Source organism: Enterobacter cloacae complex sp. 418I7 (genome assembly GCF_050030705.1).
Lineage (GTDB): Bacteria > Pseudomonadota > Gammaproteobacteria > Enterobacterales > Enterobacteriaceae > Enterobacter > Enterobacter intestinihominis.
Window position 1 is genome coordinate 896,399 of record NZ_JBLGUU010000001.1, and the last position, 21,607, is coordinate 918,005.

At 56.4% G+C, this 21,607-nt stretch carries 20 protein-coding genes and 1 tRNA gene; 18 read left to right on the plus strand and 3 right to left on the minus strand.

Annotated elements, in window-relative coordinates:
* Positions 1-46 precede the first annotated feature (46 nt).
* The 8 genes from ACQG0S_RS04255 (at position 47) to ACQG0S_RS04290 (ending at position 8,284) form a co-directional block, all read left to right on the plus strand.
* Positions 47-123: transfer RNA gene (locus ACQG0S_RS04255), tRNA-Asp, on the plus strand.
* A gap of 386 nt (positions 124-509) precedes the next feature.
* Entirely contained in the window at positions 510-1,229 is a 720-nt protein-coding gene (locus tag ACQG0S_RS04260; protein WP_022647132.1) for a FadR/GntR family transcriptional regulator, read from the plus strand.
* The gene (locus ACQG0S_RS04265) at positions 1,226-2,239 is read left to right on the plus strand and encodes an ABC transporter ATP-binding protein (protein ID WP_048966291.1); all 1,014 of its coding nucleotides are present in this window, start codon (positions 1,226-1,228) and stop codon (positions 2,237-2,239) included. Before ACQG0S_RS04260 ends, ACQG0S_RS04265 begins: the two co-directional genes overlap by 4 nt.
* Positions 2,236-3,318: an ABC transporter ATP-binding protein gene (locus ACQG0S_RS04270; protein ID WP_048966292.1), complete on the plus strand. Its 1,083-nt coding sequence runs from the start codon at positions 2,236-2,238 to the stop codon at positions 3,316-3,318. The genes ACQG0S_RS04265 and ACQG0S_RS04270 overlap by 4 nt, the downstream gene beginning before the upstream one ends.
* 2 nt (positions 3,319-3,320) lie before the next feature.
* A complete protein-coding gene (locus tag ACQG0S_RS04275; RefSeq protein WP_074142827.1) occupies positions 3,321-4,835 on the plus strand; it encodes an ABC transporter substrate-binding protein in 1,515 nt (504 codons plus the stop codon).
* Between the two features lie 18 nt (positions 4,836-4,853).
* A complete protein-coding gene (locus ACQG0S_RS04280) occupies positions 4,854-5,795 on the plus strand; it encodes an ABC transporter permease (RefSeq protein WP_022647136.1) in 942 nt (313 codons plus the stop codon).
* 2 nt (positions 5,796-5,797) lie between these two features.
* Complete coding sequence (locus ACQG0S_RS04285) at positions 5,798-6,673, plus strand: ABC transporter permease (protein ID WP_048965741.1); 876 nt, start codon at positions 5,798-5,800, stop codon at positions 6,671-6,673.
* 9 nt (positions 6,674-6,682) lie between these two features.
* A complete protein-coding gene (locus ACQG0S_RS04290; RefSeq protein WP_048965740.1) occupies positions 6,683-8,284 on the plus strand; it encodes a gamma-glutamyltransferase family protein in 1,602 nt (533 codons plus the stop codon).
* A 41-nt stretch (positions 8,285-8,325) separates the two neighbouring features.
* On the opposite strand, the gene ACQG0S_RS04295 is transcribed toward ACQG0S_RS04290, so the two are convergent.
* Together ACQG0S_RS04295 and fadE are read right to left on the minus strand one after the other, a co-directional pair.
* Complete coding sequence (locus ACQG0S_RS04295; RefSeq protein WP_023305484.1) at positions 8,326-9,096, minus strand: amidohydrolase; 771 nt, start codon at positions 9,094-9,096, stop codon at positions 8,326-8,328.
* 107 nt (positions 9,097-9,203) lie between these two features.
* The gene (fadE, locus tag ACQG0S_RS04300) at positions 9,204-11,648 is read right to left on the minus strand and encodes an acyl-CoA dehydrogenase FadE (RefSeq protein WP_048965739.1); all 2,445 of its coding nucleotides are present in this window, start codon (positions 11,646-11,648) and stop codon (positions 9,204-9,206) included.
* 239 nt (positions 11,649-11,887) lie between these two features.
* Here fadE and lpcA point away from each other — a divergent pair, with 239 nt between their 5' ends.
* Both lpcA and ACQG0S_RS04310 read left to right on the plus strand, forming a co-directional pair.
* Positions 11,888-12,466, plus strand: coding sequence for a D-sedoheptulose 7-phosphate isomerase (gene lpcA / locus ACQG0S_RS04305; RefSeq protein WP_003863232.1), 579 nt, complete (start codon positions 11,888-11,890; stop codon positions 12,464-12,466).
* 48 nt (positions 12,467-12,514) lie between these two features.
* Entirely contained in the window at positions 12,515-13,282 is a 768-nt protein-coding gene (locus ACQG0S_RS04310) for a class II glutamine amidotransferase (RefSeq protein ID WP_017383120.1), read from the plus strand.
* Here the strand turns inward: ACQG0S_RS04310 and dpaA are convergent.
* Complete coding sequence (gene dpaA / locus ACQG0S_RS04315) at positions 13,253-13,993, minus strand: peptidoglycan meso-diaminopimelic acid protein amidase (protein WP_006810008.1); 741 nt, start codon at positions 13,991-13,993, stop codon at positions 13,253-13,255. The two genes, ACQG0S_RS04310 and dpaA, sit on opposite strands and share 30 nt — an antisense overlap.
* A 300-nt stretch (positions 13,994-14,293) precedes the next feature.
* Here dpaA and ACQG0S_RS04320 point away from each other — a divergent pair, with 300 nt between their 5' ends.
* The 8 genes from ACQG0S_RS04320 (at position 14,294) to dinB (ending at position 21,499) form a co-directional block, all read left to right on the plus strand.
* On the plus strand, positions 14,294-15,637 hold the full coding sequence (locus tag ACQG0S_RS04320) for a Na(+)-translocating NADH-quinone reductase subunit A (protein WP_048965738.1): 1,344 nt from the start codon (positions 14,294-14,296) through the stop codon (positions 15,635-15,637).
* A gap of 2 nt (positions 15,638-15,639) precedes the next feature.
* Positions 15,640-16,875 carry an NADH:ubiquinone reductase (Na(+)-transporting) subunit B gene (locus ACQG0S_RS04325; RefSeq protein WP_426750051.1) on the plus strand — a complete coding sequence of 412 codons (1,236 nt, stop codon included), beginning with the start codon at positions 15,640-15,642 and terminating at the stop codon, positions 16,873-16,875.
* Positions 16,868-17,662, plus strand: a complete 795-nt coding sequence (locus tag ACQG0S_RS04330) for a Na(+)-translocating NADH-quinone reductase subunit C (protein WP_022647144.1) — start codon at positions 16,868-16,870, stop codon at positions 17,660-17,662. Before ACQG0S_RS04325 ends, ACQG0S_RS04330 begins: the two co-directional genes overlap by 8 nt.
* The gene (locus ACQG0S_RS04335; RefSeq protein WP_003863219.1) at positions 17,655-18,293 is read left to right on the plus strand and encodes an NADH:ubiquinone reductase (Na(+)-transporting) subunit D; all 639 of its coding nucleotides are present in this window, start codon (positions 17,655-17,657) and stop codon (positions 18,291-18,293) included. Before ACQG0S_RS04330 ends, ACQG0S_RS04335 begins: the two co-directional genes overlap by 8 nt.
* 6 nt (positions 18,294-18,299) lie before the next feature.
* Positions 18,300-18,896, plus strand: a complete 597-nt coding sequence (gene nqrE / locus ACQG0S_RS04340) for an NADH:ubiquinone reductase (Na(+)-transporting) subunit E (RefSeq protein ID WP_003863217.1) — start codon at positions 18,300-18,302, stop codon at positions 18,894-18,896.
* A gap of 10 nt (positions 18,897-18,906) precedes the next feature.
* Positions 18,907-20,130, plus strand: a complete 1,224-nt coding sequence (gene nqrF, locus ACQG0S_RS04345) for an NADH:ubiquinone reductase (Na(+)-transporting) subunit F (protein ID WP_048965737.1) — start codon at positions 18,907-18,909, stop codon at positions 20,128-20,130.
* A gap of 2 nt (positions 20,131-20,132) precedes the next feature.
* Positions 20,133-20,333 (plus strand): (Na+)-NQR maturation NqrM, encoded by a 201-nt coding sequence (gene nqrM, locus ACQG0S_RS04350; RefSeq protein ID WP_003863212.1) that lies wholly within the window; start codon positions 20,133-20,135, stop codon positions 20,331-20,333.
* Between the two features lie 107 nt (positions 20,334-20,440).
* The gene (gene dinB, locus ACQG0S_RS04355) at positions 20,441-21,499 is read left to right on the plus strand and encodes a DNA polymerase IV (RefSeq protein ID WP_048965736.1); all 1,059 of its coding nucleotides are present in this window, start codon (positions 20,441-20,443) and stop codon (positions 21,497-21,499) included.
* Positions 21,500-21,607 lie beyond the last annotated feature (108 nt).

Consider the following 21,607-nt stretch of genomic DNA (forward strand, 5'->3'; position numbering starts at 1 on the left):
ACGAGGCAGACCGTAATATTCGCCTCGTTCCCCAAGCGGGAACAGTGGAGCGGTAGTTCAGTCGGTTAGAATACCTGCCTGTCACGCAGGGGGTCGCGGGTTCGAGTCCCGTCCGTTCCGCCACTATTCAGAAAGCCTGAATCAGAAATGATTCAGGCTTTCGTCGTTTTATACTCCCTACACTCGCTTAACTCTCTTCTTATTTTCGTTAACAAAAAGTTAATATAATCAGTGCAATTTATTAACATTTGCACGGTTTTAGTGCGTTATTTGCACTGCTTTTGTGCATTGTTTGCCCATCCCCTCTCCGAACCTCACTTAGTTATGTAATAATTATGTAAAAATAATTCATAAGAAATCATTCGGTTACCGATCATTTTTCAGAAAAGATCTGAACCAATGCGCTATTGGTTCGCTTATTGCTTAATCATTAGCACGATAAGTAGTCCGTCATATCAATAACTTATCGTTAATAAAAATAAAGTCATGATGAAAGCGAGCGAACCAATATGGAAAAACCTTCACGGGTTTTAGCAAATTCCAGCACCGCGCTTGACCAGTTGCGCGGGCTTATCAACCAGCACGAGTCAACACCAGGCACTCCGCTGCCCACTGAACGTGAGCTATCGGAAACACTCGGCGTAGGACGACGCGAAGTGCGTCGCGCGCTGGACGTGCTGGAAGAAGAAGGGCGGATCTGGCGCAAGCAGGGCAAAGGTACCTTCATTGGTCCGGCTGCCCCTGTTGAGCCGTTGGCGCTTCAGGGATTGGTTCAGCAAACCAACCTGCTGGAAGTCATGGAAGCTCGACTACAGCTCGAACCCGGCTTAGCCCGACTTGCGGCACTGCGTGCCACCAGGGAAAACCTCGCGCTCATGCAGCGCATGCTGGAACGCATTGACAAGGTCAGCCCGGATGACCGCGATCTTAACGAACTGTGGGATAGCGCCTTTCACCGCGCCATTGCGGAAGCTGCCGGCAACCGCCTGATGCTAGGGCTTTTCGATGCGATAGATGCCGTCCGCCGGGAGCCCGGCTGGCAGTATTTACGCGAGCTTGCCCGCACCCCCGAACGTGTCGACAACTACAACGACCACCATCACAAAATCATGTCAGCGATTATTCATCGCCAGCCTAATGAAGCTGCGGCCGCCATGCGCGAACACCTGCTCAGCCTGCAAACCGCCCTGATTCAGGCCATCCACCTTGAGGACGATTCCACGCTATGACGACGATACCCTTTAAGGACTCCACTCCCGTACTGCGGCTGCAAAACCTCAACGTTAAATTCGCGGGCTCGCCGGTGAGTGTGCTCGAAGATATCTCGCTGATGGTAAGGGCGGGCGAAACGCTGGCGCTGGTGGGCGAGTCCGGCTGTGGTAAAAGCATCACTTCCCTGGCGCTGATGGGGTTATTGCCTGCCAGCGCCAGGATCGTCAGCGGGGAGATGCACTTCCGCCGCCACGATCTGCGCAAGCTCTCGCCGCGCGAGTATGCCAATCTGCGCGGCAGCGAGCTGGCGATGATATTCCAGGAGCCCATGACCTCGCTCAACCCGGTTTTCACGCTTGGCGATCAGCTCAGTGAAGCGGTGATGCGCCATCAAACGATCTCCCGGGCTGAGGCGATGACGGTTGCGCTACAGATCCTGGAGAAGGTGCAGATCCCGGCCGCAGAGATGCGCCTTAAGGCTTACCCGCATCAGCTTTCCGGCGGTATGCGCCAGCGCGTGATGATTGCGATGGCGCTGATAAACCATCCCAAATTACTGATCGCTGACGAACCCACTACCGCTCTGGACGTGACCATTCAGGCGCAAATTCTCGCTCTGCTCAATACCTTAAAAGAAGAAACGGGCACGGCGGTGCTGATGATCACCCACGATTTAGGCGTGGTGGCCGAAGTGGCGCAGCAGGTGGTGGTGATGTATGCCGGCCAGGTAGTAGAGCAGGGAAGCGTCGAGGCGATATTTGCCGACCCGCAGCACCCGTACACAATTGGCCTGATGGGCTCGATCCCCTCCCTTGGCGTACGCAAGGGCCAGCTTTCCACCATTCCCGGATCGGTCCCGCTGCCGGAATCTATGCCTCAGGGCTGCCGCTTCGCCACCCGGTGTCCCTTCGCGCAGACGCGCTGTCATGCTGAAAAACCACCGCTCACTATGCTCGGCACGGGTCATCAGGTTGCCTGCTTCCGCGTGCCGCTGGAACAACACATTGCCCTGGGAGAAATTGCATGACCACGCCCATTCTTGAAGCCCGGGATCTGAGCAAGCTTTTCCCCGGCCCGAAAAAACTGTTTACGCCGGCCCGCTTTGTCACGGCTGTTGACCGCGTTTCACTGTCGGTGCTGCCAGGCGAAACGCTGGCTATTGTCGGCGAATCAGGTTCCGGGAAATCCACCCTCGGCCGGCTGCTGCTGCGCCTGCTGGGCGCCAGCGAAGGGCGCGTATTTTATCAGGGTGAGGAGATCACCCACGCCTCAGGCGCACGTCTGAACCAGCTCCGGCGTGAGCTACAGATCATCTTTCAGGATCCCTTCGCCTCGCTGAACCCGCGCATGACGGTAGAACAGATTGTCGGTGAGCCGCTGTGGCTGCACCAGAACATGAAAAAAGCGGATCGCCAGTACCACGTCGCCGAGCTGCTCAGGACGGTCGGCTTGCCCGCGGCCTGGGCCGGACGTTATCCGCACGAATTTTCCGGCGGGCAGCGTCAGCGTATCGGCATTGCGCGCGCGCTGGCGTCAGGCCCAAAGCTGCTGCTGGGCGATGAACCGGTTTCCGCACTGGATGTTTCCGTCCAGGCACAGGTGGTCAATTTACTGGAAAGCCTGAAGCACCAGTTGGGGCTAACGATGGTGATCGTCGCCCACGGTCTGGCGGTTATCCGTCATATGAGCGACCGCGTGGCGGTGATGTATCTTGGGCAAATCGTCGAGCTGGCCACCGTCGACGATATCTTCGACGCGCCGCTGCATCCTTATACCCAGGCATTAATTGCCTCTGCGCCGCAAATGCAGCCAGGCGTAGCGCGGGATGCGCCGCTGTTGCAGGGTGATTTACCGAACCCGGCTAATCCGCCCTCCGGCTGCCGTTTCCACACCCGTTGCCCCTATGTTAGCGATGAATGTCGTCTGGTTGAGCCGATTCATCAGGTAATCGACGGCGGACGTCAGGTCGCCTGCCACCGCTGGCAGGAGATTAATCGCGATCGCAGCGTTATACAGATCGCACCGCCATCCGCCGCATTTTTGCGCCGCCGCGCGCTGTTTGAACACGCGGCTACTCACTCCTCCCTTCCTTCAAGGAACTCATGATAATGACAATGCGTAATTCTCTTTTGACCGTACTGGGAAGTGTTATGTTGCTTGGTGCGGCGCTGCCCGCCCATTCTGAAAGCGTGCTGCGAATCGGCCTGGGTGCAGATCCGGACATGCTGGACCCGCATCTGGCGCGTACCTATTATGGCCGCTTCGTCTTTGCCTCCCTGTGTGACCGGCTGGTGGACGTGGACGAGCACCTCAAGGTGGTGCCGGGACTGGCGAAATCCTGGGCGTGGAGCGATGACGGCAAAACGCTGACCCTGGATCTCCGTGAAGGCGTGGCCTTCCACGACGGTGAAAAATTCGATGCCGCCGCCGCGAAATACAACCTCGACCGGGCCCTGACGCTAAAAGGCTCTCTGCGTAAAAGTGAACTCTCTTCCGTTGAGTCGGTGGAGGTCACCGGCCCGATGCAGATAGCCCTGCACCTGAAAACGCCGGATGCCGCACTTCTGATGCAGCTCACCGATCGCGCAGGCGCAATGATGGCGCCGGAAGCCGCGAAAAAAGCCGATTTTGCCGCCCATCCGGTCTGCTCCGGCCCGTATAAATTCGACAGCCGCGTGTCGCAGGACCGCATTGTGCTGACCCGCTTCGACAACTACTGGAACAAAGACGCCTACCACTTCGATAAAGTTATCTATCTGCCGATCCCGGATGCCTCCGTGCGCCTGGCGAACCTGCGCGCGGGCGATCTCGACCTGACCGAAGGCATTGCCGCCAGCGACGTCAAAACCGTCGAAGCCGACAGCAAGCTGGCGCTGGCGAAGGTGACGGGCCTCGGATACCAGGGTATCACCTTCAATATTAACAATGACAAAGTCCCGGCGAACGATCCCTTCAAAGATGCCCGCGTGCGTGAAGCATTTTCCCAGGCCATCGATCGCGATGCTTTAAACCAGGTAGTGTTCGAAGGGCTTTACACTCCGGCAAACCAGGCGTTTTCGCCGGTAAGCCCGTATCACGTCAATCTTCCGGTTCCCCCGCGTGACGTCGACAAAGCCAAAGCGCTGCTGAAAGCCGCAGGCGTCACCGCACCGCTGACCGTCAATCTACTGGTGCCGAACAACCCAACCTCGCAGCAGGTGGGCCAGGTATTGCAGGCGATGGTGGCAGAGGCGGGCTTTAACCTGAACCTGCAAATGACCGAGTTTGCCACGCTGCTGGATCGCCAGCAGAGCGGTGACTACCAGTTGAGCTTCTCCGGCTGGTCGGGTCGCCCGGATCCAGATGGCAGCATCTACGGCTTTATCAACAGCAAAGGCACCCTCAACGACGGCCGCTACAGCAATGCTCAGGTGGATGAATGGCTGACGCAGGCGCGTCAGAGCACCGATCAGGCCGCCCGCCAGCCGCTGTATGACAAGGTTGTGAAGCAGCTTCAGACCGATATGCCGATTGCATACCTTTACTTCGAACCGCGCATTTTTGGCCTGAACAAGCGCGTGCAGGGCTTTAAAGCGTACCCGGACGGCATTGTGCGTCTGGCTGGCTTAACGCTGGCGAAATAAACCTCCTGAGGAGAACCCATGCTGGAACTGATTTGCAAACGTCTGCTGCTGGCTATACCCACTCTGCTGTTGGTGAGCATGATGGTGTTTGGCCTGCAAAAGCTGCTGCCTGGCGATCCGCTGATTGCCATGGCCGGGGAGGAGCGCGATCCGGCGGTGATCGCCCAGCTGCGTGCTGAGCTGAATCTGGACGCGCCGATCCCCGTGCAGTATTTCAACTGGCTGACGCGGGCGCTGCAAGGCGATCTGGGTGTCTCCTTACGCACTCATGAGCCGGTCACGCAACTGATTGCCAGCAAGCTGCCGGTCACGCTGGAACTGTCGCTGCTGGCGATGATTATCGCGCTGGTGTTTGGTATCAGCATGGGGATCCTCGCGGCGGTGAACAAAAACAGCTGGGTCGATCACGGGGCGAACTTTGTGGCGATCTCGGGGATCTCAATACCGCACTTCTGGCTGGGGATCCTGCTGATTCTGGTCTTTTCAGTAAACCTGCAATGGTTGCCTGCGTCCGGTTATGTGCCGTTCAGTGAAGATCCGATCCAGAACCTGCGGACATTGCTGCTGCCCGCGTCCGTGCTCGGAACCGGCCTGGCGGCGACGCTGATGCGCCATACCCGCGCGTCGATGATTGCGGTGCTGAAAGCGGATTACATCCGCACCGCGCGCGCTAAGGGGCTGCTGCCGAAAGCGGTGATCCTGAAGCACGCCTTTCGCAATGCGCTGGTGCCGGTGATCACCCTCACCACGTTGCTGTTCGGCGAGCTGCTGGGCGGGGCGGTGCTGACCGAGCAGGTGTTCACCATTCCGGGCTTCGGCAAAATGATCGTCGACTCGGTGTTCAACCGCGACTACGCGGTGGTGCAGGGCGTAGTGCTGATCGTGGCGATCGGTTTCCTGATGCTCAACCTGCTGGCTGACGTGCTCTACGTCCTTATCAACCCGAAAATGCGAGGTTAATCATGGCGGAACTGACGACGCAAACCGTGGCGCCCGCGCTGCCGCGCGCGCAAAACCGGGTGCTGAAAAAATTCCTCGCCAATAAAAGTGCGGTGATTGGCGCGCTTGTGGTGGGCTTTTTTGTGCTGGTGGCGCTGCTGGCGCCGTGGATCGCGCCATTTGACCCGGTCAAAGCTAACTTCCTCGCGGTGCGCAAAGCGCCATCGGCGATGTACTGGTTCGGCACCGACGAGCTGGGGCGCGATATCTTGTCCCGCATTATCTGGGGGGCGAGAACCTCGCTGATGGCGGGCTGTATGTCGGTGGCGATCGCGGTTGTCATCGGCGTGCCGCTGGGGCTGGTGGCGGGTTATTTCCAGAAGATGTGGGACGGGGTAATCTCCCGCTTTATTGAGGCACTGCTGGCCTGTCCATTTCTGATCATGGCGATCGCGCTGGGGGCATTCTTAGGCCCAAGCCTGACGAATGCCATGATCGCTATTGGACTCTCGGCAATGCCGATCTTCGCCCGCCTGACGCGCGGCCAGGTGATCGCCATTCGCAACGAAGAGTACATCGACGGCGCGCGGGCGATTGGCCTGCCGGACCGCTGGATCATCATTAAATACGTTCTGCCCAACGTGATGTCACCTATCCTGGTGCAGGCCACGCTGGCCATTGCCTCGGCGATTATCGCCGAAGCCAGCCTTTCGTTTTTAGGGTTAGGCCAACAGCCGCCGAACCCATCCTGGGGCTCCATGCTCAACACCGCAAAAGGGTTTCTCGAACAGGCGCCGTGGATGTCGGTTTTCCCCGGCGTGGCGATTTTCCTTGCCGTTCAGGGCTTTAATTTACTCGGCGACGGGCTGCGCGATGCGCTCGATCCGCGCCACGACTAAGGAGTCATGATGACCAAAGCGCTCGATTTTACAACCGGTTACGATTCACGACGCCCGCCGATGATGGGCCATAACGCCGTTGCCACCTCGCAGCCGCTGGCGGCACAGGCGGGAATGAAGATGCTACAGCTGGGCGGAAATGCCGTTGATGCGGCGGTTGCGACCGCCATGGCGCTGACCGTTGTCGAGCCGACCGGCAACGGCATCGGCAGCGATGCTTTTGCCATTGTCTGGGACGGTGAAAAACTTCACGGTCTGAATGCGTCCGGTCGTTCGCCAGCCAGCTGGCATGCGGATCTGTTTGCCGGAAAAACCGCCGTACCGGAAATCGGCTGGGACGCGGTGACCGTGCCGGGTGCGGTGTCGGGCTGGGTGGCGCTGGCTGAACGTTTTGGCACGCTGCCGCTGACCACGCTCGCGCAGCCAGCCATTGATTACGCGCGCAACGGTTTCCCGGTCTCGCCGCTGATCGGCCATCTCTGGCAGCGCGGCTACAACAAGCTGAAAGATCAGCCCGGGTTTAGTGCCTGCTTTGCGCCGGAAGGCTGCGCGCCGCGCGTGGGGGAGATCTTCCGTAACCCGGCGCAGGCGAACTCACTGGAGCTGATCGCCAAAACCAACGGCGACGCGTTTTACCGTGGCGAACTGGCGCAGAAAATTGCCGCCTTCGCCAAAGCACATGGTGCACACCTGACCGAAGCAGACCTGGCGAATCACCGTGTGGACTGGGTGGAACTGCTATCGCGCGACTTCGCGGGCGGTTCGGTGCAGGAATTGCCGCCAAACGGTCAGGGGATCGCCACCCTGATTGCGCTCGGCATTCTGGAGCAGTGCGGCATCGAGAAACATCACCCGGATTCCGTGCAGGGGCTGCACCTCTCTATAGAGGCAATGAAGCTGGCGCTGGCGGATCTCGATCGCTACGTTGCGGATGAAGAGCATATGGAGTTTGCCGCCAAAGCGCTGCTGAGCGACCATTATCTGAAGTCGCGCGCCGCGCTTATCAACCACGATAAAGCCTCTGATTTTGTGTACGGATCGCCGACGCAGAGTGGGACGGTTTACCTCAGCGCAGCGGATTCCAGCGGGATGATGATCTCCTTTATTCAGTCTAATTTTATGGGCTTCGGTTCAGGGATCGTGGTGCCGGAGACGGGGATCAGCCTGCAAAACCGCGGCTGCGGCTTTGTGCTCGATCCCAAACACCCGAACGCGCTGGCGGGCAGCAAGCGTCCTTTCCACACCATCATTCCGGGCTTTGCGATGGACGGTAACGGCAAACCGCTGATGTCCTTCGGCGTGATGGGCGGCCCGATGCAGGCGCAGGGGCACATGCAGATGGCGCTTCGCATTATGCTGCACGGGCAAAACCCGCAAGCGGCGATTGACGCCCCGCGCTGGCGCGTGGTGCAGGGCAGGGAAGTGGTTGTTGAATCGACCTTCGATCGCAATACCATCGCGGCGCTGCGCGAGCGCGGACACCAGATAGTGGTGGAAGATCCGCTCCAGGATTACAATTTTGGCGGCGCGCAGGTGATTTACCGTATGCCGGAAGGGCACTACGTGGCTGCGACGGAGAGCCGCAAAGACGGGCAGGCGTTGGTGAGCTGATTTGTAGGCCGGGTAAGGCGCAGCCGCCACCCGGCTTTTTCTTATCCAATGCTAAATGGATCTGCATCCTGCCAGGCCGGAAACTTCTCCCGATACTCCTTTAACGCCGTTAACGAGATCTCAGCGTCAATTCGTGTCGCCTGATGCGGCTCGGCGGTGGCAATAATCTCACCCTGCGGACTGATCACCCGGCTGTCACCGCGATAGTGATGCCCGTTGCCGTCCGTTCCTACGCGGTTACAGCCAACGACATAAGCCTGATTTTCAATCGCGCGCGCGGTCAATAAAGCCTGCCAGTGCAGGGAGCGTGGGGCGGGCCAGTTGGCGACGTACAACGCCAGGTCATAATCGTTGCGGTTGCGCGACCACACCGGGAAGCGCAGGTCATAGCAGACCAGCGGCAGAATACGCCAGCCGCGCCATTCAAATACCACGCGTTCGTTTCCGGCTTCATAATGTTGATGTTCATCCGCCATGCGGAACAGGTGGCGCTTATCGTAGAAATGGACGTTTCCTTCCGGCTCGACCAGCAGGAAGCGATTGACCGGTCCGCGCCCGGTCTGGAGCGCGACGCTGCCGGCAATCAGCGCGTTTGTTTCCTGCGCCCTGGCGTGCATCCAGGCCACCACCTCGTCCTGCGGCATGGACTGTTTTGCTGCCTCCATCGCGAAACCTGTGGTGAACATCTCCGGCAGGACAATCACATCGCGTCCGGTAATCTCTTCCAGCTGGCGATCAAAATGGCGAAGGTTGGCGGGGCCGTCCATCCACACTAAAGGTTGCTGCAAAACAGAAATCTTTAAACCAGGCACGATACAGGCTCCTTAATAAACACTTTTTGACACTGTAGCACGTCATTACCAGAAAATGTGGCAATAAAAAACCCCGCGCGGGGCGGGGTTTGTGAGAGCAAAATACCTTATGCCGCTTCAGGTTTGCGGTGCTTCTCTGGCAGCTTTACCGGCTGAGTCGCCAGCTCTTCAGGTTCGAAATCATCCACGTTAATACTGCGCAGACGGCTCTCTTCGGCTTTCACCAGAATGGCAGCTTCGCTGTTGTCGATGATGCCACCCGCCAGCGCCTGTTTTGCCAGCTCATCCAGTCGTGTAAACGGCAGGTTTTTGCCCAGCTGTTTGCAGATCTTCTGGTGAATCGGGTCGGCGGCCATCACGTCAAGCAGCGCTTCTTCCAGCAAACCTACCGGGTTATGCGGGGTAGGTTCCAGGTATTGACCACGGCCAATACGGGAACGGGTTGCGCTTGGTACCTGGAGGATCTTCGCCACTTTATGATCCAGCTTGTCAGACGGTGCCAGATGGTGACGACCGGTCGGGAAGATCACCGCGCGCAGGGCGCCCGCCACGAAGCGGTTCGGGAAGTTTGCCAGCAGGTCGTCAATCGCCTGTTCCGCCTGATACATCGCATCCTGCACGCCCCAGTGCACCAGCGGCAGATCCGCTTCCTGACGGCCTTCATCGTCGTAGCGTTTCAGCACCGCAGAGGCCAGGAAGATCTGGCTCAGCACATCACCCAGACGGGCGGAGATGCGTTCGCGACGCTTCAGGCTTCCGCCCAGAACGGCCATGGAGACGTCAGACAGCAGCGCCAGGTTAGCGCTCAGACGGTTCAGGTGTTGGTAGTAACGTTTGGTTGCATCGCGGGTCGGCGTCGCGCTGGTCAGCCCCCGCGTCAGGCCGAGCCAGAAGCTGCGAACTTCATTGCTGCCAACGTGACCGATATGTTTGAACAGCAGCTTGTCGAAGGCATCCACGTCGTTATTCTGCGCGGCAGCCATCTCTTCCAGCACGTACGGATGGCAACGAATCGCACCCTGGCCGAAGATCATCATGCTGCGGGTCAGGATGTTTGCCCCTTCCACGGTGATGGCAATCGGTGCGCCCTGATAGCCGCGTGCCAGGAAGTTACCTTCGCCAAGCATTATGCCTTTACCGCCTGCGATATCCATTGCATCAATAATTGACTGCTGTGCACGGTGGGTACAGTGGTACTTCACAATTGCCGACAGCACGGCGGGTTTCTCGCCCAGCATAATACCGTAGGTAATCAGCGAGGCTGCGGCGTCCATCACGTAGGCATTGCCCGCAATACGCGCCAGCGGCTCTTCGATACCTTCCATCTTGCCGATGGAGATTTTGAACTGACGGCGGATATGCGCGTAAGCCCCAATCCCCATCGCCACCGATTTCAGACCGCCGGTAGAGTTCGATGGCAGTGTAATGCCGCGGCCCACCGACAGACATTCCACCAGCATACGCCAGCCCTGACCGGCCATTTTCGGTCCACCGATGATGTAGTCAATCGGCACAAAGATATCCTGACCGCGAGTCGGGCCGTTCTGGAACGGTACGTTCAGCGGGAAATGACGACGACCAATTTCAACCCCCGGGGTCGAGGTTGGGATCAGCGCACAGGTAATGCCCAAATCTTCTTCACCGCCCAGCAGTTTTTCCGGGTCAGAAAGTTTGAACGCCAGACCGAGTACGGTGGCGATAGGCGCCAGGGTGATATAACGTTTGTTCCAGGTCAGGCGCATGCCCAGCACCTGTTCGCCCTGCCATTCGCCCATGCAGACCACGCCAGTATCCGGGATCGCACCGGCATCAGAACCGGCTTCCGGGCTGGTCAGCGCGAAGCACGGAATTTCCTGACCACGCGCCAGACGCGGCAGATAGTGATCTTTCTGCTCTTCCGTACCGTAATGCTGTAACAGCTCGCCCGGGCCTAAGGAGTTTGGCACGCCAACGGTGATCGCCAGGATCCCAGAAACACCCGCCAGTTTTTGCAGGACGCGAGCCTGAGCGTAAGCGGAGAATTCCAGACCGCCGTACTCTTTCTTAATGATCATCGCGAAGAAGCGATGCTCTTTCAGATATGCCCACAGCTCAGGCGGCAGGTCGGCCATTTCGTGAGTGATGGCAAAATCGTTCGCCATGCGGCAGGCTTCTTCCACCGGGCCGTCAATAAAGGCTTGTTCTTCGGCGGTCAGACGCGGCTGCGGGTAGTTGTGCAGCTTTTTCCAGTCCGGGTTGCCCTGGAACAGATCGCCTTCCCACCAGGTCGTGCCCGCATCAATCGCCTCTTTCTCCGTGCGCGACATCGGCGGCATCACTTTACGGAATCCCTTGAACACCGGCGCGGAGATCATCGACTTACGCATCGGCGTCAGGTTAAACGGCAGCAAAATGATTGCCAGGGGAACAAGTACCCAGATATTCCACAGGCCAGCGACGCCAAGTGCAGCCGTCCAGGCCAGAAGAATCAGGCTACTCAGGAATAAACTGACACGGTGATAGAACAACACCCCGAGCAGCATAACGGTTGCGAAAATGCTCAAAATCATCATAAAGAAAAGCTCCCTTGCTTGTAGGAGGTCTGACCACTTGTGATGATATGGTTGTAGTTGATGTCATTTCCTTTAGCAATGTGTTTACAAAATAATTACAACCTGGTTCACATTGTTCGCGTTTTAGCCGGCACAAAAAATCAAAACGCCGGACGATTCGCATGGCTTTAGCTTCTCGCTTTTACTGCTATCCGGTACACTCCACTGTGTTATTTCATCAATACTGAAGGATTATCCTCATGTACCAGGATCTTATTCGTAACGAACTGAACGAAGCGGCGGAAACGCTGGCGAATTTTCTGAAAGATGATGCCAATATTCACGCTATTCAGCGCGCGGCGGTCCTGCTTGCCGACAGCTTCAAAGCCGGCGGTAAAGTGCTTTCCTGCGGTAACGGCGGTTCCCACTGTGACGCCATGCACTTCGCCGAAGAGCTGACCGGACGCTATCGCGAAAACCGTCCGGGCTACCCGGCGATTGCGATTTCCGACGTGAGCCACATCTCCTGTGTAGGCAACGACTTCGGTTACGACCATATCTTTTCCCGCTACGTTGAAGCCGTAGGCCGTGAAGGCGACGTGCTGCTGGGGATCTCCACGTCCGGTAACTCCGCTAACGTGATCAAAGCGATCGCCGCCGCGCGTGAGAAGGGCATGAAAGTGATCACCCTGACCGGGAAAGATGGCGGTAAGATGGACGGTACAGCGGACATTGAAATCCGTGTACCACACTTCGGTTATGCGGATCGCGTTCAGGAAATTCACATCAAAGTGATCCACATCCTGATCCAACTGATCGAAAAAGAGATGGTTAAGTAAGACTTCGCTGGGGGGCGCCGGTGCCCCCCGCTGTTGTGGAGGTGTTCTATGTGCGAACTGCTCGGGATGAGCGCCAATGTGCCAACCGATATCTGCTTTAGTTTCACCGGGCTGGTTCAGCGCGGTGGAGGAACCGGGCCGCATAAAGACGGCTGGGGCATTACCTTCTACGAAGGCAAAGGATGTCGCACGTTTAAAGATCCACAGCCCAGCTTTAACTCACCCATTGCCAGACTGGTGCAGGACTATCCTATTAAATCCTGTTCGGTGATCGCCCATATCCGCCAGGCCAATCGCGGCGAAGTGGCGCTGGAAAATACCCATCCGTTTACCCGTGAACTGTGGGGACGTAACTGGACCTATGCGCACAACGGGCAGCTCTCGGGCTATAAATCACTGGAAACCGGCAATTTTCGTCCTGTCGGTGAAACGGACAGCGAAAAAGCATTTTGCTGGCTGCTGCACAAGCTGACCGAGCGCTACCCCCGTACGCCCGGCAACATGACCGCAGTATTTAAGTACATAGCGTCACTGGCGTCTGAGTTACGCGAGAAGGGCGTGTTTAATATGCTGCTGTCTGACGGACGCTACGTGATGGCATTCTGCTCGACGAATCTGTTCTGGATCACCCGACGTGCGCCGTTTGGCGTCGCCACGCTGCTCGATCAGGATGTGGAAATTGATTTTCAGAAGGAGACCACACCGAACGATGTGGTCACTGTCATTGCAACGCAGCCGCTGACGGGCAACGAAACCTGGCAAAAGATCATGCCAGGCGAGTGGGCGCTATTTTGTCTCGGGGACCGCGTAATTTGACGCCAGCTGAGGCTGAACCACTTCATGGCTGAGCGGTTTACTCACCACGTAACGGCCATTGACGATGGACACCACCGGCGGCTTATGGGTCTGCTCGAAGTAGTCATAACCCGGTTTTAGCTGTTTCCAGAAATCCGTGTAGACAGAGTACTTATGGCGCGCCATGTTGGCATCCGTCATACGGAACGGATAGATGCTGACCTGAACATTCGGCTGGCCGAAGACCAGTGCGCCCGTGACAAACTGGAAGATTTCATCAATGCCGGAATCCGTCATCGCATAACAGCCGACAGACACGCAGGCGCCGTGGATCATCAGGTATTTCCCTTCGTAACCGTGCGCACGGTCGAAGGCATTGGGGAAACCGATGTTAATCGCTTTATAGAAGCGGCTGTCCGGTTTTAGCTGGTTACGCTGAACGTTGTAAAACCCTTCCGGACTTTTGAAGTCACCCTGGCGCTGTTTCGGCCCCAGTCCGCCAGAATAGTTACAGATTTTGTAGCTATCGAGCAGTTGATACGTCTCGCCCATTTTGACAAACAGATCGAGTGTGCGCTCTTCCTTGAAGATTTGAATATAAACAGGGGATCCCATCAACTGCTGTTTATACTCTTTGCTGACCGGCGTCGTTGAACTATTACTGCCAAGCAGCCCGGCAAACGACATGCACGGTATCAGAAGCATCGCAATGAACAATGCGATTTTACGCATACTACTGGTTCCTTGATAAAACAATGACCAACTTGCCAGAACGGCAAAAGACACCCGAAATCAGACTAATCTGGACAGGAGCGCTCACATTAGCACCGATGGAGATTTTCGCAAGAGCCAACCTTTGCGTTTACAAATTAGTTTTACTTTATAACCCATTCATATTGTCCTGACTCCAGGAACTTTGCGCAATAGCTCGCATTTCGGCGCGCCAGACGGCGGATTTACTGCCCTTGGCAGGGCCGAAAATGGTACACTCCGGCCTCTCTGGATTGTTGTTCATGGATACCTGCTAACCACATGTTTAGAATCAGAAAAGGACTCGATCTGCCAATCTCTGGCGTGCCTGAACAGCACGTAACGACCGGCGCCAGTATTCATCATGTCGCTATTGTGGGTGATGATTACGTGGGCATGCGCCCCGCGATGCTTGTACAGGAAGGCGATCGTGTAATAAAAGGCCAGGCACTCTTCGAGGATAAAAAAAATCCTGGCGTTATGTTTACCGCCCCTGCCAGCGGTACCGTCGTCGCCATCCATCGTGGTGAGCGTCGCGTCCTGCAGTCGGTTGTCATTCAAATTGAAGGTGACGAAAAACGCGAGTTTGCGCGTTTTGACGCCGCCGATCTCGCTACCCTCAGCCACGACGCGGTGCAGACGCAACTGCTGGAATCAGGACTGTGGACGGCGCTTCGCACGCGTCCCTATAGCAAAACGCCCGTACCTGGCACGATGCCAGCCGCTATCTTCGTTACGGCCATCGACACTAACCCGCTCAGCGCGGATCCGCAGCCTCTTATCCTGGCGGAACGCAAAGCTTTCGATGCCGGCCTCACCGTGTTAACGCGCCTGACGCCGGGCAAAGTGCATGTCTGCCAGGCCAGCGGCGGTAAGCTGGGCGGGCATCCGCAAGGGCAGGTCGCCTTTAATGAATTTGCCGGCCCGCATCCGGCCGGGCTGGTGGGAACGCATATTCATTTCCTGGAGCCGGTAAGCCTGACGAAACAGGTCTGGCATCTTAATTATCAGGACGTGATCGCTATCGGTAAGCTCTTCACCACGGGTGAGCTGTGCGCAGAACGCATTATTGCCATCGGCGGCCCTCAAGCAACCCAACCGCGTCTGGTTCGCACGCTGCTTGGGGCAGACCTGACGGCGCTGTTGGCTGGCGAAACGAAAGAAGGTGAAAACCGCATTATTTCCGGCTCGGTGCTGAGCGGCAGACACGCGACAGGCCCGATGGCCTGGCTGGGTCGTTTCCATCTTCAGGTGAGCGTGGTGCTTGAAGGGCGCGAGAAAGAGCTGTTCGGCTGGGTGCTGCCTGGCGCAGAAAAATACTCGGTAACCCGTACCACGCTCGGCCACTTTTTGCGTCGTAAGCTGTTTAACTTCTCCACCAGCACCAACGGCGGTGAGCGCGCCATGGTCCCGATTGGCAACTACGAACGCGTGATGCCGCTGGATATTCTGCCCACTGTGCTGCTGCGCGATCTGCTGGCCGGCGATACCGACGGTGCCCAGGCGCTGGGCTGTCTGGAGCTGGACGAAGAAGATCTGGCGCTGTGTACCTATGTGTGTCCAGGTAAATACGAATATGGACCCGTATTGCGCGAGGTGTTAACCCGCATTGAGCAGGAAGGATAACCATGGGCTTAAAACACCTCTTTGAAAAAATTGAGCCGCACTTTACCGAAGGGAAGCTCAAAAAGTACTACCCGCTGTATGAAGCGACAACGACCATTTTCTACACGCCGGGTCTGGTGACGAAAGGCGCGGCGCACGTTCGCGACGCCATCGACCTCAAGCGAATGATGATTCTGGTCTGGTTTGCGGTCTTCCCGGCCATGTTCTGGGGGATGTATAACGTTGGGTTGCAGACTATTCCGGCGCTGCACCATATGTACGATGCAGAGCAGCTGGCGCAGGCGATTCAGTCTGACTGGCACTATCGTCTGGCGCAGTCGCTGGGGGTGAGCTTTGCGGCAGATGCAGGCTGGATCAGCATGATGACGCTGGGCGCTGTCTTCTTCCTCCCCATCTATATGACTGTCTTTATTGTGGGCGGTTTCTGGGAGGTTCTGTTCGCTATTATTCGCAAACATGAGATAAACGAAGGCTTCTTTGTTACCTCTATTCTGTTTGCGCTGATTGTTCCGCCAACGCTGCCGCTCTGGCAGGCGGCGATGGGGATCAGCTTTGGCGTGGTGATTGCCAAGGAGATCTTCGGCGGGACCGGACGCAACTTCCTCAACCCGGCACTGGCAGGGCGCGCGTTCCTGTTCTTTGCTTATCCGGCGCAAATCTCGGGCGACCTGGTGTGGACGGCAGCAGACGGATTCTCCGGCGCGACGCCACTTTCACAGTGGGCGGCTGGCGGCGGCGAAACGCTGGTTAACAATGCAACCGGACAGCCTGTCACCTGGTTTGATGCGTTTATTGGCAATATTCCAGGCTCCATCGGTGAAGTGTCTACCCTGATGATTTTGATCGGCGGAGCCATCATCCTCTTTGGCCGCGTGGCGTCCTGGCGCATTGTCGCTGGCGTCATGCTTGGGATGGTCCTCACCGCCACGCTTTTCAATTTCATTGGTTCAGACACTAACCCGATGTTCTCCATGCCGTGGTACTGGCACCTCGTGCTGGGAGGCTTTGCGTTTGGCATGATGTTCATGGCCACCGATCCCGTCTCGGCTTCGTTTACCGACAGAGGAAAATGGTGCTACGGCGCGCTCATTGGGGTGATGTGTGTACTGATTCGCGTGGTCAACCCGGCCTATCCGGAAGGGATGATGTTGGCCATTCTGTTTGCCAATCTGTTTGCGCCGCTGTTCGACTACCTGGTCGTGCGCGCCAACATTAAGCGGAGGAAGGCGCGTGGCTGAGATCAAAAATAACGACAGTATCAGCAAAACGCTGCTGGTGGTGCTGGTACTGTGTCTGGTCTGTTCCATTGTCGTGGCCGGTTCTGCCGTTGGGTTGAAACCGCTACAGCAGGAGCAACGTGCGCTGGATAAACAGCGTAACATCCTTGCCGTTGCCGGGCTGATGCAGGAAGGCATGACGAAGGATGACGTCGCAGCGGTGTTTGCCGAACGCATTACCGCACGGCTGGTGGATTTAAAAACCGGGGAGTTAATGGATAAAGACCCGGCGAAATATAACCAGGCGCTGGCGCTAAAAGATCCGCAGATGAGCACCATGCTTGACGCCTCGCAGGATCCGGCAGGCATTAAGCGCCGCAGCAATGTCGCGGAGATTTACCTCGTCCGCGACGAGCAAAAGCGCATCCAGGAAATCGTGTTGCCCATCTATGGCAACGGTTTATGGTCAATGATGTACGCCTTTGTGGCGCTGGATACCGATGGCCGTACGGTCAAAGGCATTACATATTACGATCAGGGCGAAACACCAGGGCTGGGGGGCGAAGTTGAGAACCCTAACTGGCGGGCACAGTTTGTCGGTAAAAAAGTGCTCGATGACAACGGCCAGCCTGCGCTGAAGGTGGTGAAAGGAGGAGCGCGTCCCGGTGATGAATTTGCCGTTGATGGCCTTTCCGGCGCCACGCTCACCTCTAATGGGGTGCAGCACAGCTTTGATTTCTGGATGGGTGAACTGGGCTTTGGTCCCTTCCTGAAGAATGTACGTGAAGGAGCGCTGAACAATGGCTGATACGGGTGAACTTAAAGAAGTTAAAAAGGTGCTGATTGGCCCACTTTTAGCCAATAACCCGATAACGCTTCAGGTGCTGGGCGTATGCTCGGCTCTGGCGGTAACCACCAAGCTGGAAACGGCGGTGGTCATGACGCTGGCGGTAACGCTGGTGACAGCGTTTTCCAGCATGTTTATCTCAATGATCCGCCACCACATACCCAACAGCGTGAGGATCATTGTCCAGATGGCGATCATCGCCTCGCTGGTGATCGTGGTTGATCAGCTTCTGCGCGCCTTCGCTTATGAAACCTCGAAGCAGCTTTCGGTGTTTGTCGGCCTGATTATCACCAACTGTATCGTGATGGGGCGCGCTGAAGCCTATGCGATGAAAATGCCGCCACTGGCGAGCTTTATGGACGGTATCGGCAACGGGCTGGGTTACGGTGTGATCCTGTTGACGGTTGGTTTCCTGCGCGAACTTATTGGCAGCGGCAAACTGTTTGGCATTCCGGTGCTGGATACGGTACAGAACGGCGGCTGGTATCTGCCGAACGGTTTGTTCCTGCTGGCACCAAGCGCATTTTTCATTATCGGTTTGCTGATCTGGCTGATTCGTACGCTGAAGCCTGAACAGCAGGAAAAGGAGTAACCGACGATGGCTCATTACCTGAGTTTATTTGTGCGCGCGGTGTTTGTTGAAAACATGGCGCTCGCTTTCTTCCTGGGCATGTGTACGTTCCTTGCTGTTTCTAAGAAGGTATCGACGGCATTCGGTCTGGGTGTGGCGGTCACTGTTGTGCTGGGGCTTTCCGTTCCGATTAACAACCTGGTGTTCAACTTCGTGCTTCGCGATGGCGCGCTGGTGGAGGGCGTTGATCTTAGCTTCCTGAACTTCATCACCTTTATCGGGGTGATTGCGGCGCTTGTTCAGATCCTGGAGATGATCCTCGATAAATACTTCCCGTCGCTGTACAACGCACTGGGGATCTTCCTGCCGCTAATCGCGGTGAACTGCGCCATTTTCGGCGGCGTCTCATTTATGGTTCAGCGCGATTACAACTTCAGTGAATCGGTTGTGTATGGTTTCGGTTCCGGTATCGGCTGGATGCTGGCGATTGTTACCATGGCGGGGATCCGTGAAAAAATGAAATATGCCAACGTACCTGCGGGGCTTCGTGGCTTAGGGATCACCTTTATCACCACCGGCCTGATGGCGTTGGGCTTTATGTCCTTCTCCGGTGTGCAGCTATAAGGGCTAAAAGATGGAAATTATTCTTGGCGTGGTGATGTTCACGCTGATAGTACTGGTGCTGTCAGGGCTGATCCTGGCAGCGCGTGCGAAGCTGGTGAATTCCGGGGATGTGATCATTGATATCAATGACGATCCGCAGAATCAGATCCGTACCCCGGCAGGGGATAAGCTGCTTAATACGCTCTCCGGCAACGGGATTTTTGTCTCGTCTGCCTGTGGCGGCGGTGGCTCCTGTGGACAGTGCCGTGTGACGGTGAAAGAGGGAGGCGGTGATATTCTGCCAACAGAACTGTCGCATATCACGAAGCGTGAAGCGAAAGAGGGCTGCCGTCTGGCGTGTCAGGTCGCTGTGCGCCAGAACATGAAGATTGAGCTGCCGGAGGAGATCTTCGGCGTGAAAAAATGGGAGTGCGAAGTTATCTCTAACGATAACAAAGCCACGTTCATTAAAGAGCTCAAGCTGCGCGTTCCTGAAGGGGAGAGCGTCCCGTTCCGTGCGGGTGGGTATATCCAGATTGATTGTCCGGCACATACCGTGGCGTATGCTGACTTCGACGTGCCCGAGGAGTACCGGGCTGACTGGGATAAATTTAACCTCTTCCGCTTTGTTTCCGAAGTAAAAGAGCCCGCGCTTCGCGCTTATTCCATGGCTAACTACCCGGAAGAGAAGGGCATTATTATGCTCAACGTGCGTATCGCCACGCCGCCGCCGAATGTGCCTGATGCACCCCCTGGCGTCATGTCGTCCTATATCTGGTCCCTCAAGCCTGGCGACAAAGTGACGATTTCCGGCCCGTTCGGCGAATTCTTTGCCAAAGACACCGACGCGGAAATGGTCTTTATCGGCGGCGGTGCGGGTATGGCGCCGATGCGTTCACATATCTTTGACCAGCTCAAACGCCTTGGCAGCAAGCGCAAGATCAGCTTCTGGTACGGGGCGCGTTCACTGCGCGAAATGTTCTATGACGATGAGTTTGAACAACTGGCACGTGATAACCCTAACTTTACCTTCCATGTGGCGTTATCCGATCCGCAGCCGAAAGATAACTGGACAGGTTATACGGGCTTCATCCACAACGTGCTGTATGAAAATTACCTCAAACAGCACCCGGCACCGGAAGATTGCGAGTTTTATATGTGTGGCCCGCCAATGATGAACGCTGCCGTGATTAAGATGCTAAAAGATCTTGGCGTGGAAGATGAGAACATCATGCTCGATGATTTCGGAGGCTGATTATGCTGACCTTTCTGGCGACCTTTGCGGTGTTTGTACTGGTGATATTCGGGATGTCCTTAGGCTGGATCATCAAGCGTAAAAGCATCCAGGGCAGCTGTGGAGGTATATCTTCCATCGGAATGGAAAAAGTGTGCGATTGTCCGGAACCGTGCGATGCGCGAAAAAAACGGATGGCTCGCGAGCAGCAACGCATTATTTAGTTTTGTATGTCGGGTAAGGCAACGCCGCCACCCGACAATTCCCACGCATACTTCTCAACCCTCATTTGTTTACTGTATACTTATCCAGTAATGAGTGAGGGCTTACTATGCGCAAAATAATCCATGTCGATATGGACTGCTTTTTTGCCGCAGTGGAGATGCGTGACAACCCGGCGCTGCGGGATATTCCCATCGCCATTGGCGGCAGCCGGGTTCAGCGCGGTGTCATCAGCACCGCCAACTATCCTGCTCGCAAATACGGTGTGCGCAGCGCCATGCCGACAGCGATGGCGCTGAAACTGTGCCCGCATCTCACTCTTTTGCCCGGACGTTTTGATGCCTATAAAGAAGCATCGAGCCACATTCGGGAGATCTTCTCCCGCTACACCTCTCTGATTGAACCGTTATCGCTGGATGAAGCCTATCTGGATGTCACCCACAGCGTGCACTGCCACGGCTCCGCCACCCTGATGGCGCAGGAGATCCGCCAGACTATTTTTAACGAGCTGAACCTGACGGCATCGGCAGGCGTCGCGCCGATAAAATTTCTCGCCAAAATCGCCTCCGATTTAAATAAGCCCAACGGCCAGTACGTCATCACCCCGGAAGAAGTTCCGGCGTTTTTAAAGACGCTGCCGCTCAGCAAAATCCCCGGTGTGGGTAAAGTCTCCGCCGCGAAGCTGGAAAATATGGGGCTACGCACCTGTGAAGACGTTCAGCGCAGCGATCTGGCGCTGCTGCTTAAGCGTTTTGGTAAGTTTGGCCGCGTACTGTGGGAACGCAGTCAGGGCATTGATGACCGGGATGTGAACAACGAACGGCTGCGTAAATCGGTCGGCGTTGAACGCACGCTGAGCGAAGATATCCATGACTGGACAGAGTGTGAAACCATTATTACGGAACAACTCTATCCTGAGCTTGAACGACGCTTACTGAAGGTCAAACCAGATCTGCTTATTGCCCGGCAGGGCATCAAACTGAAATTTAACGATTTTCAACAGACGACGCAGGAGCACGTCTGGCCACGCCTCAACAAAGAGGATCTTATTGCGACGGCAAAAAAGGCATGGGAAGAGCGGCGGGGCGGACGAGGGGTAAGGCTGGTGGGGCTGCACGTCACATTGCTGGATCCGCAGCTGGAGCGTCAGCTGGTGCTGGGACTGTAGATTAGGCTAATCGTATGCCCGGTAAGCGAAGGGTATGAACCGGAAACATGGGTAACACTTTAGACCGGATACATGGGTAACAGTTATAACTGGCATAGAAGAGGAGAC

Bases quoted from the DNA above. Each gene is read 5' to 3' on its own strand.
- ACQG0S_RS04335 (WP_003863219.1), top strand. From the start codon at position 17,655: ATGGCTGATACGGGTGAACTTAAAGAAGTTAAAAAGGTGCTGATTGGC.
- ACQG0S_RS04290 (WP_048965740.1), top strand. From the start codon at position 6,683: ATGACCAAAGCGCTCGATTTTACAACCGGTTACGATTCACGACGCCCG.
- ACQG0S_RS04285 (WP_048965741.1), top strand. From the start codon at position 5,798: ATGGCGGAACTGACGACGCAAACCGTGGCGCCCGCGCTGCCGCGCGCG.
- nqrM (WP_003863212.1), top strand. From the start codon at position 20,133: ATGCTGACCTTTCTGGCGACCTTTGCGGTGTTTGTACTGGTGATATTC.
- nqrE (WP_003863217.1), top strand. From the start codon at position 18,300: ATGGCTCATTACCTGAGTTTATTTGTGCGCGCGGTGTTTGTTGAAAAC.
- lpcA (WP_003863232.1), top strand. From the start codon at position 11,888: ATGTACCAGGATCTTATTCGTAACGAACTGAACGAAGCGGCGGAAACG.
- dinB (WP_048965736.1), top strand. From the start codon at position 20,441: ATGCGCAAAATAATCCATGTCGATATGGACTGCTTTTTTGCCGCAGTG.
- nqrF (WP_048965737.1), top strand. From the start codon at position 18,907: ATGGAAATTATTCTTGGCGTGGTGATGTTCACGCTGATAGTACTGGTG.
- ACQG0S_RS04320 (WP_048965738.1), top strand. From the start codon at position 14,294: ATGTTTAGAATCAGAAAAGGACTCGATCTGCCAATCTCTGGCGTGCCT.
- ACQG0S_RS04325 (WP_426750051.1), top strand. From the start codon at position 15,640: ATGGGCTTAAAACACCTCTTTGAAAAAATTGAGCCGCACTTTACCGAA.
- ACQG0S_RS04310 (WP_017383120.1), top strand. From the start codon at position 12,515: ATGTGCGAACTGCTCGGGATGAGCGCCAATGTGCCAACCGATATCTGC.
- ACQG0S_RS04260 (WP_022647132.1), top strand. From the start codon at position 510: ATGGAAAAACCTTCACGGGTTTTAGCAAATTCCAGCACCGCGCTTGAC.
- fadE (WP_048965739.1), bottom strand. From the start codon at position 11,648: ATGATGATTTTGAGCATTTTCGCAACCGTTATGCTGCTCGGGGTGTTG.
- dpaA (WP_006810008.1), bottom strand. From the start codon at position 13,993: ATGCGTAAAATCGCATTGTTCATTGCGATGCTTCTGATACCGTGCATG.
- ACQG0S_RS04270 (WP_048966292.1), top strand. From the start codon at position 2,236: ATGACCACGCCCATTCTTGAAGCCCGGGATCTGAGCAAGCTTTTCCCC.
- ACQG0S_RS04275 (WP_074142827.1), top strand. From the start codon at position 3,321: ATGACAATGCGTAATTCTCTTTTGACCGTACTGGGAAGTGTTATGTTG.
- ACQG0S_RS04280 (WP_022647136.1), top strand. From the start codon at position 4,854: ATGCTGGAACTGATTTGCAAACGTCTGCTGCTGGCTATACCCACTCTG.
- ACQG0S_RS04265 (WP_048966291.1), top strand. From the start codon at position 1,226: ATGACGACGATACCCTTTAAGGACTCCACTCCCGTACTGCGGCTGCAA.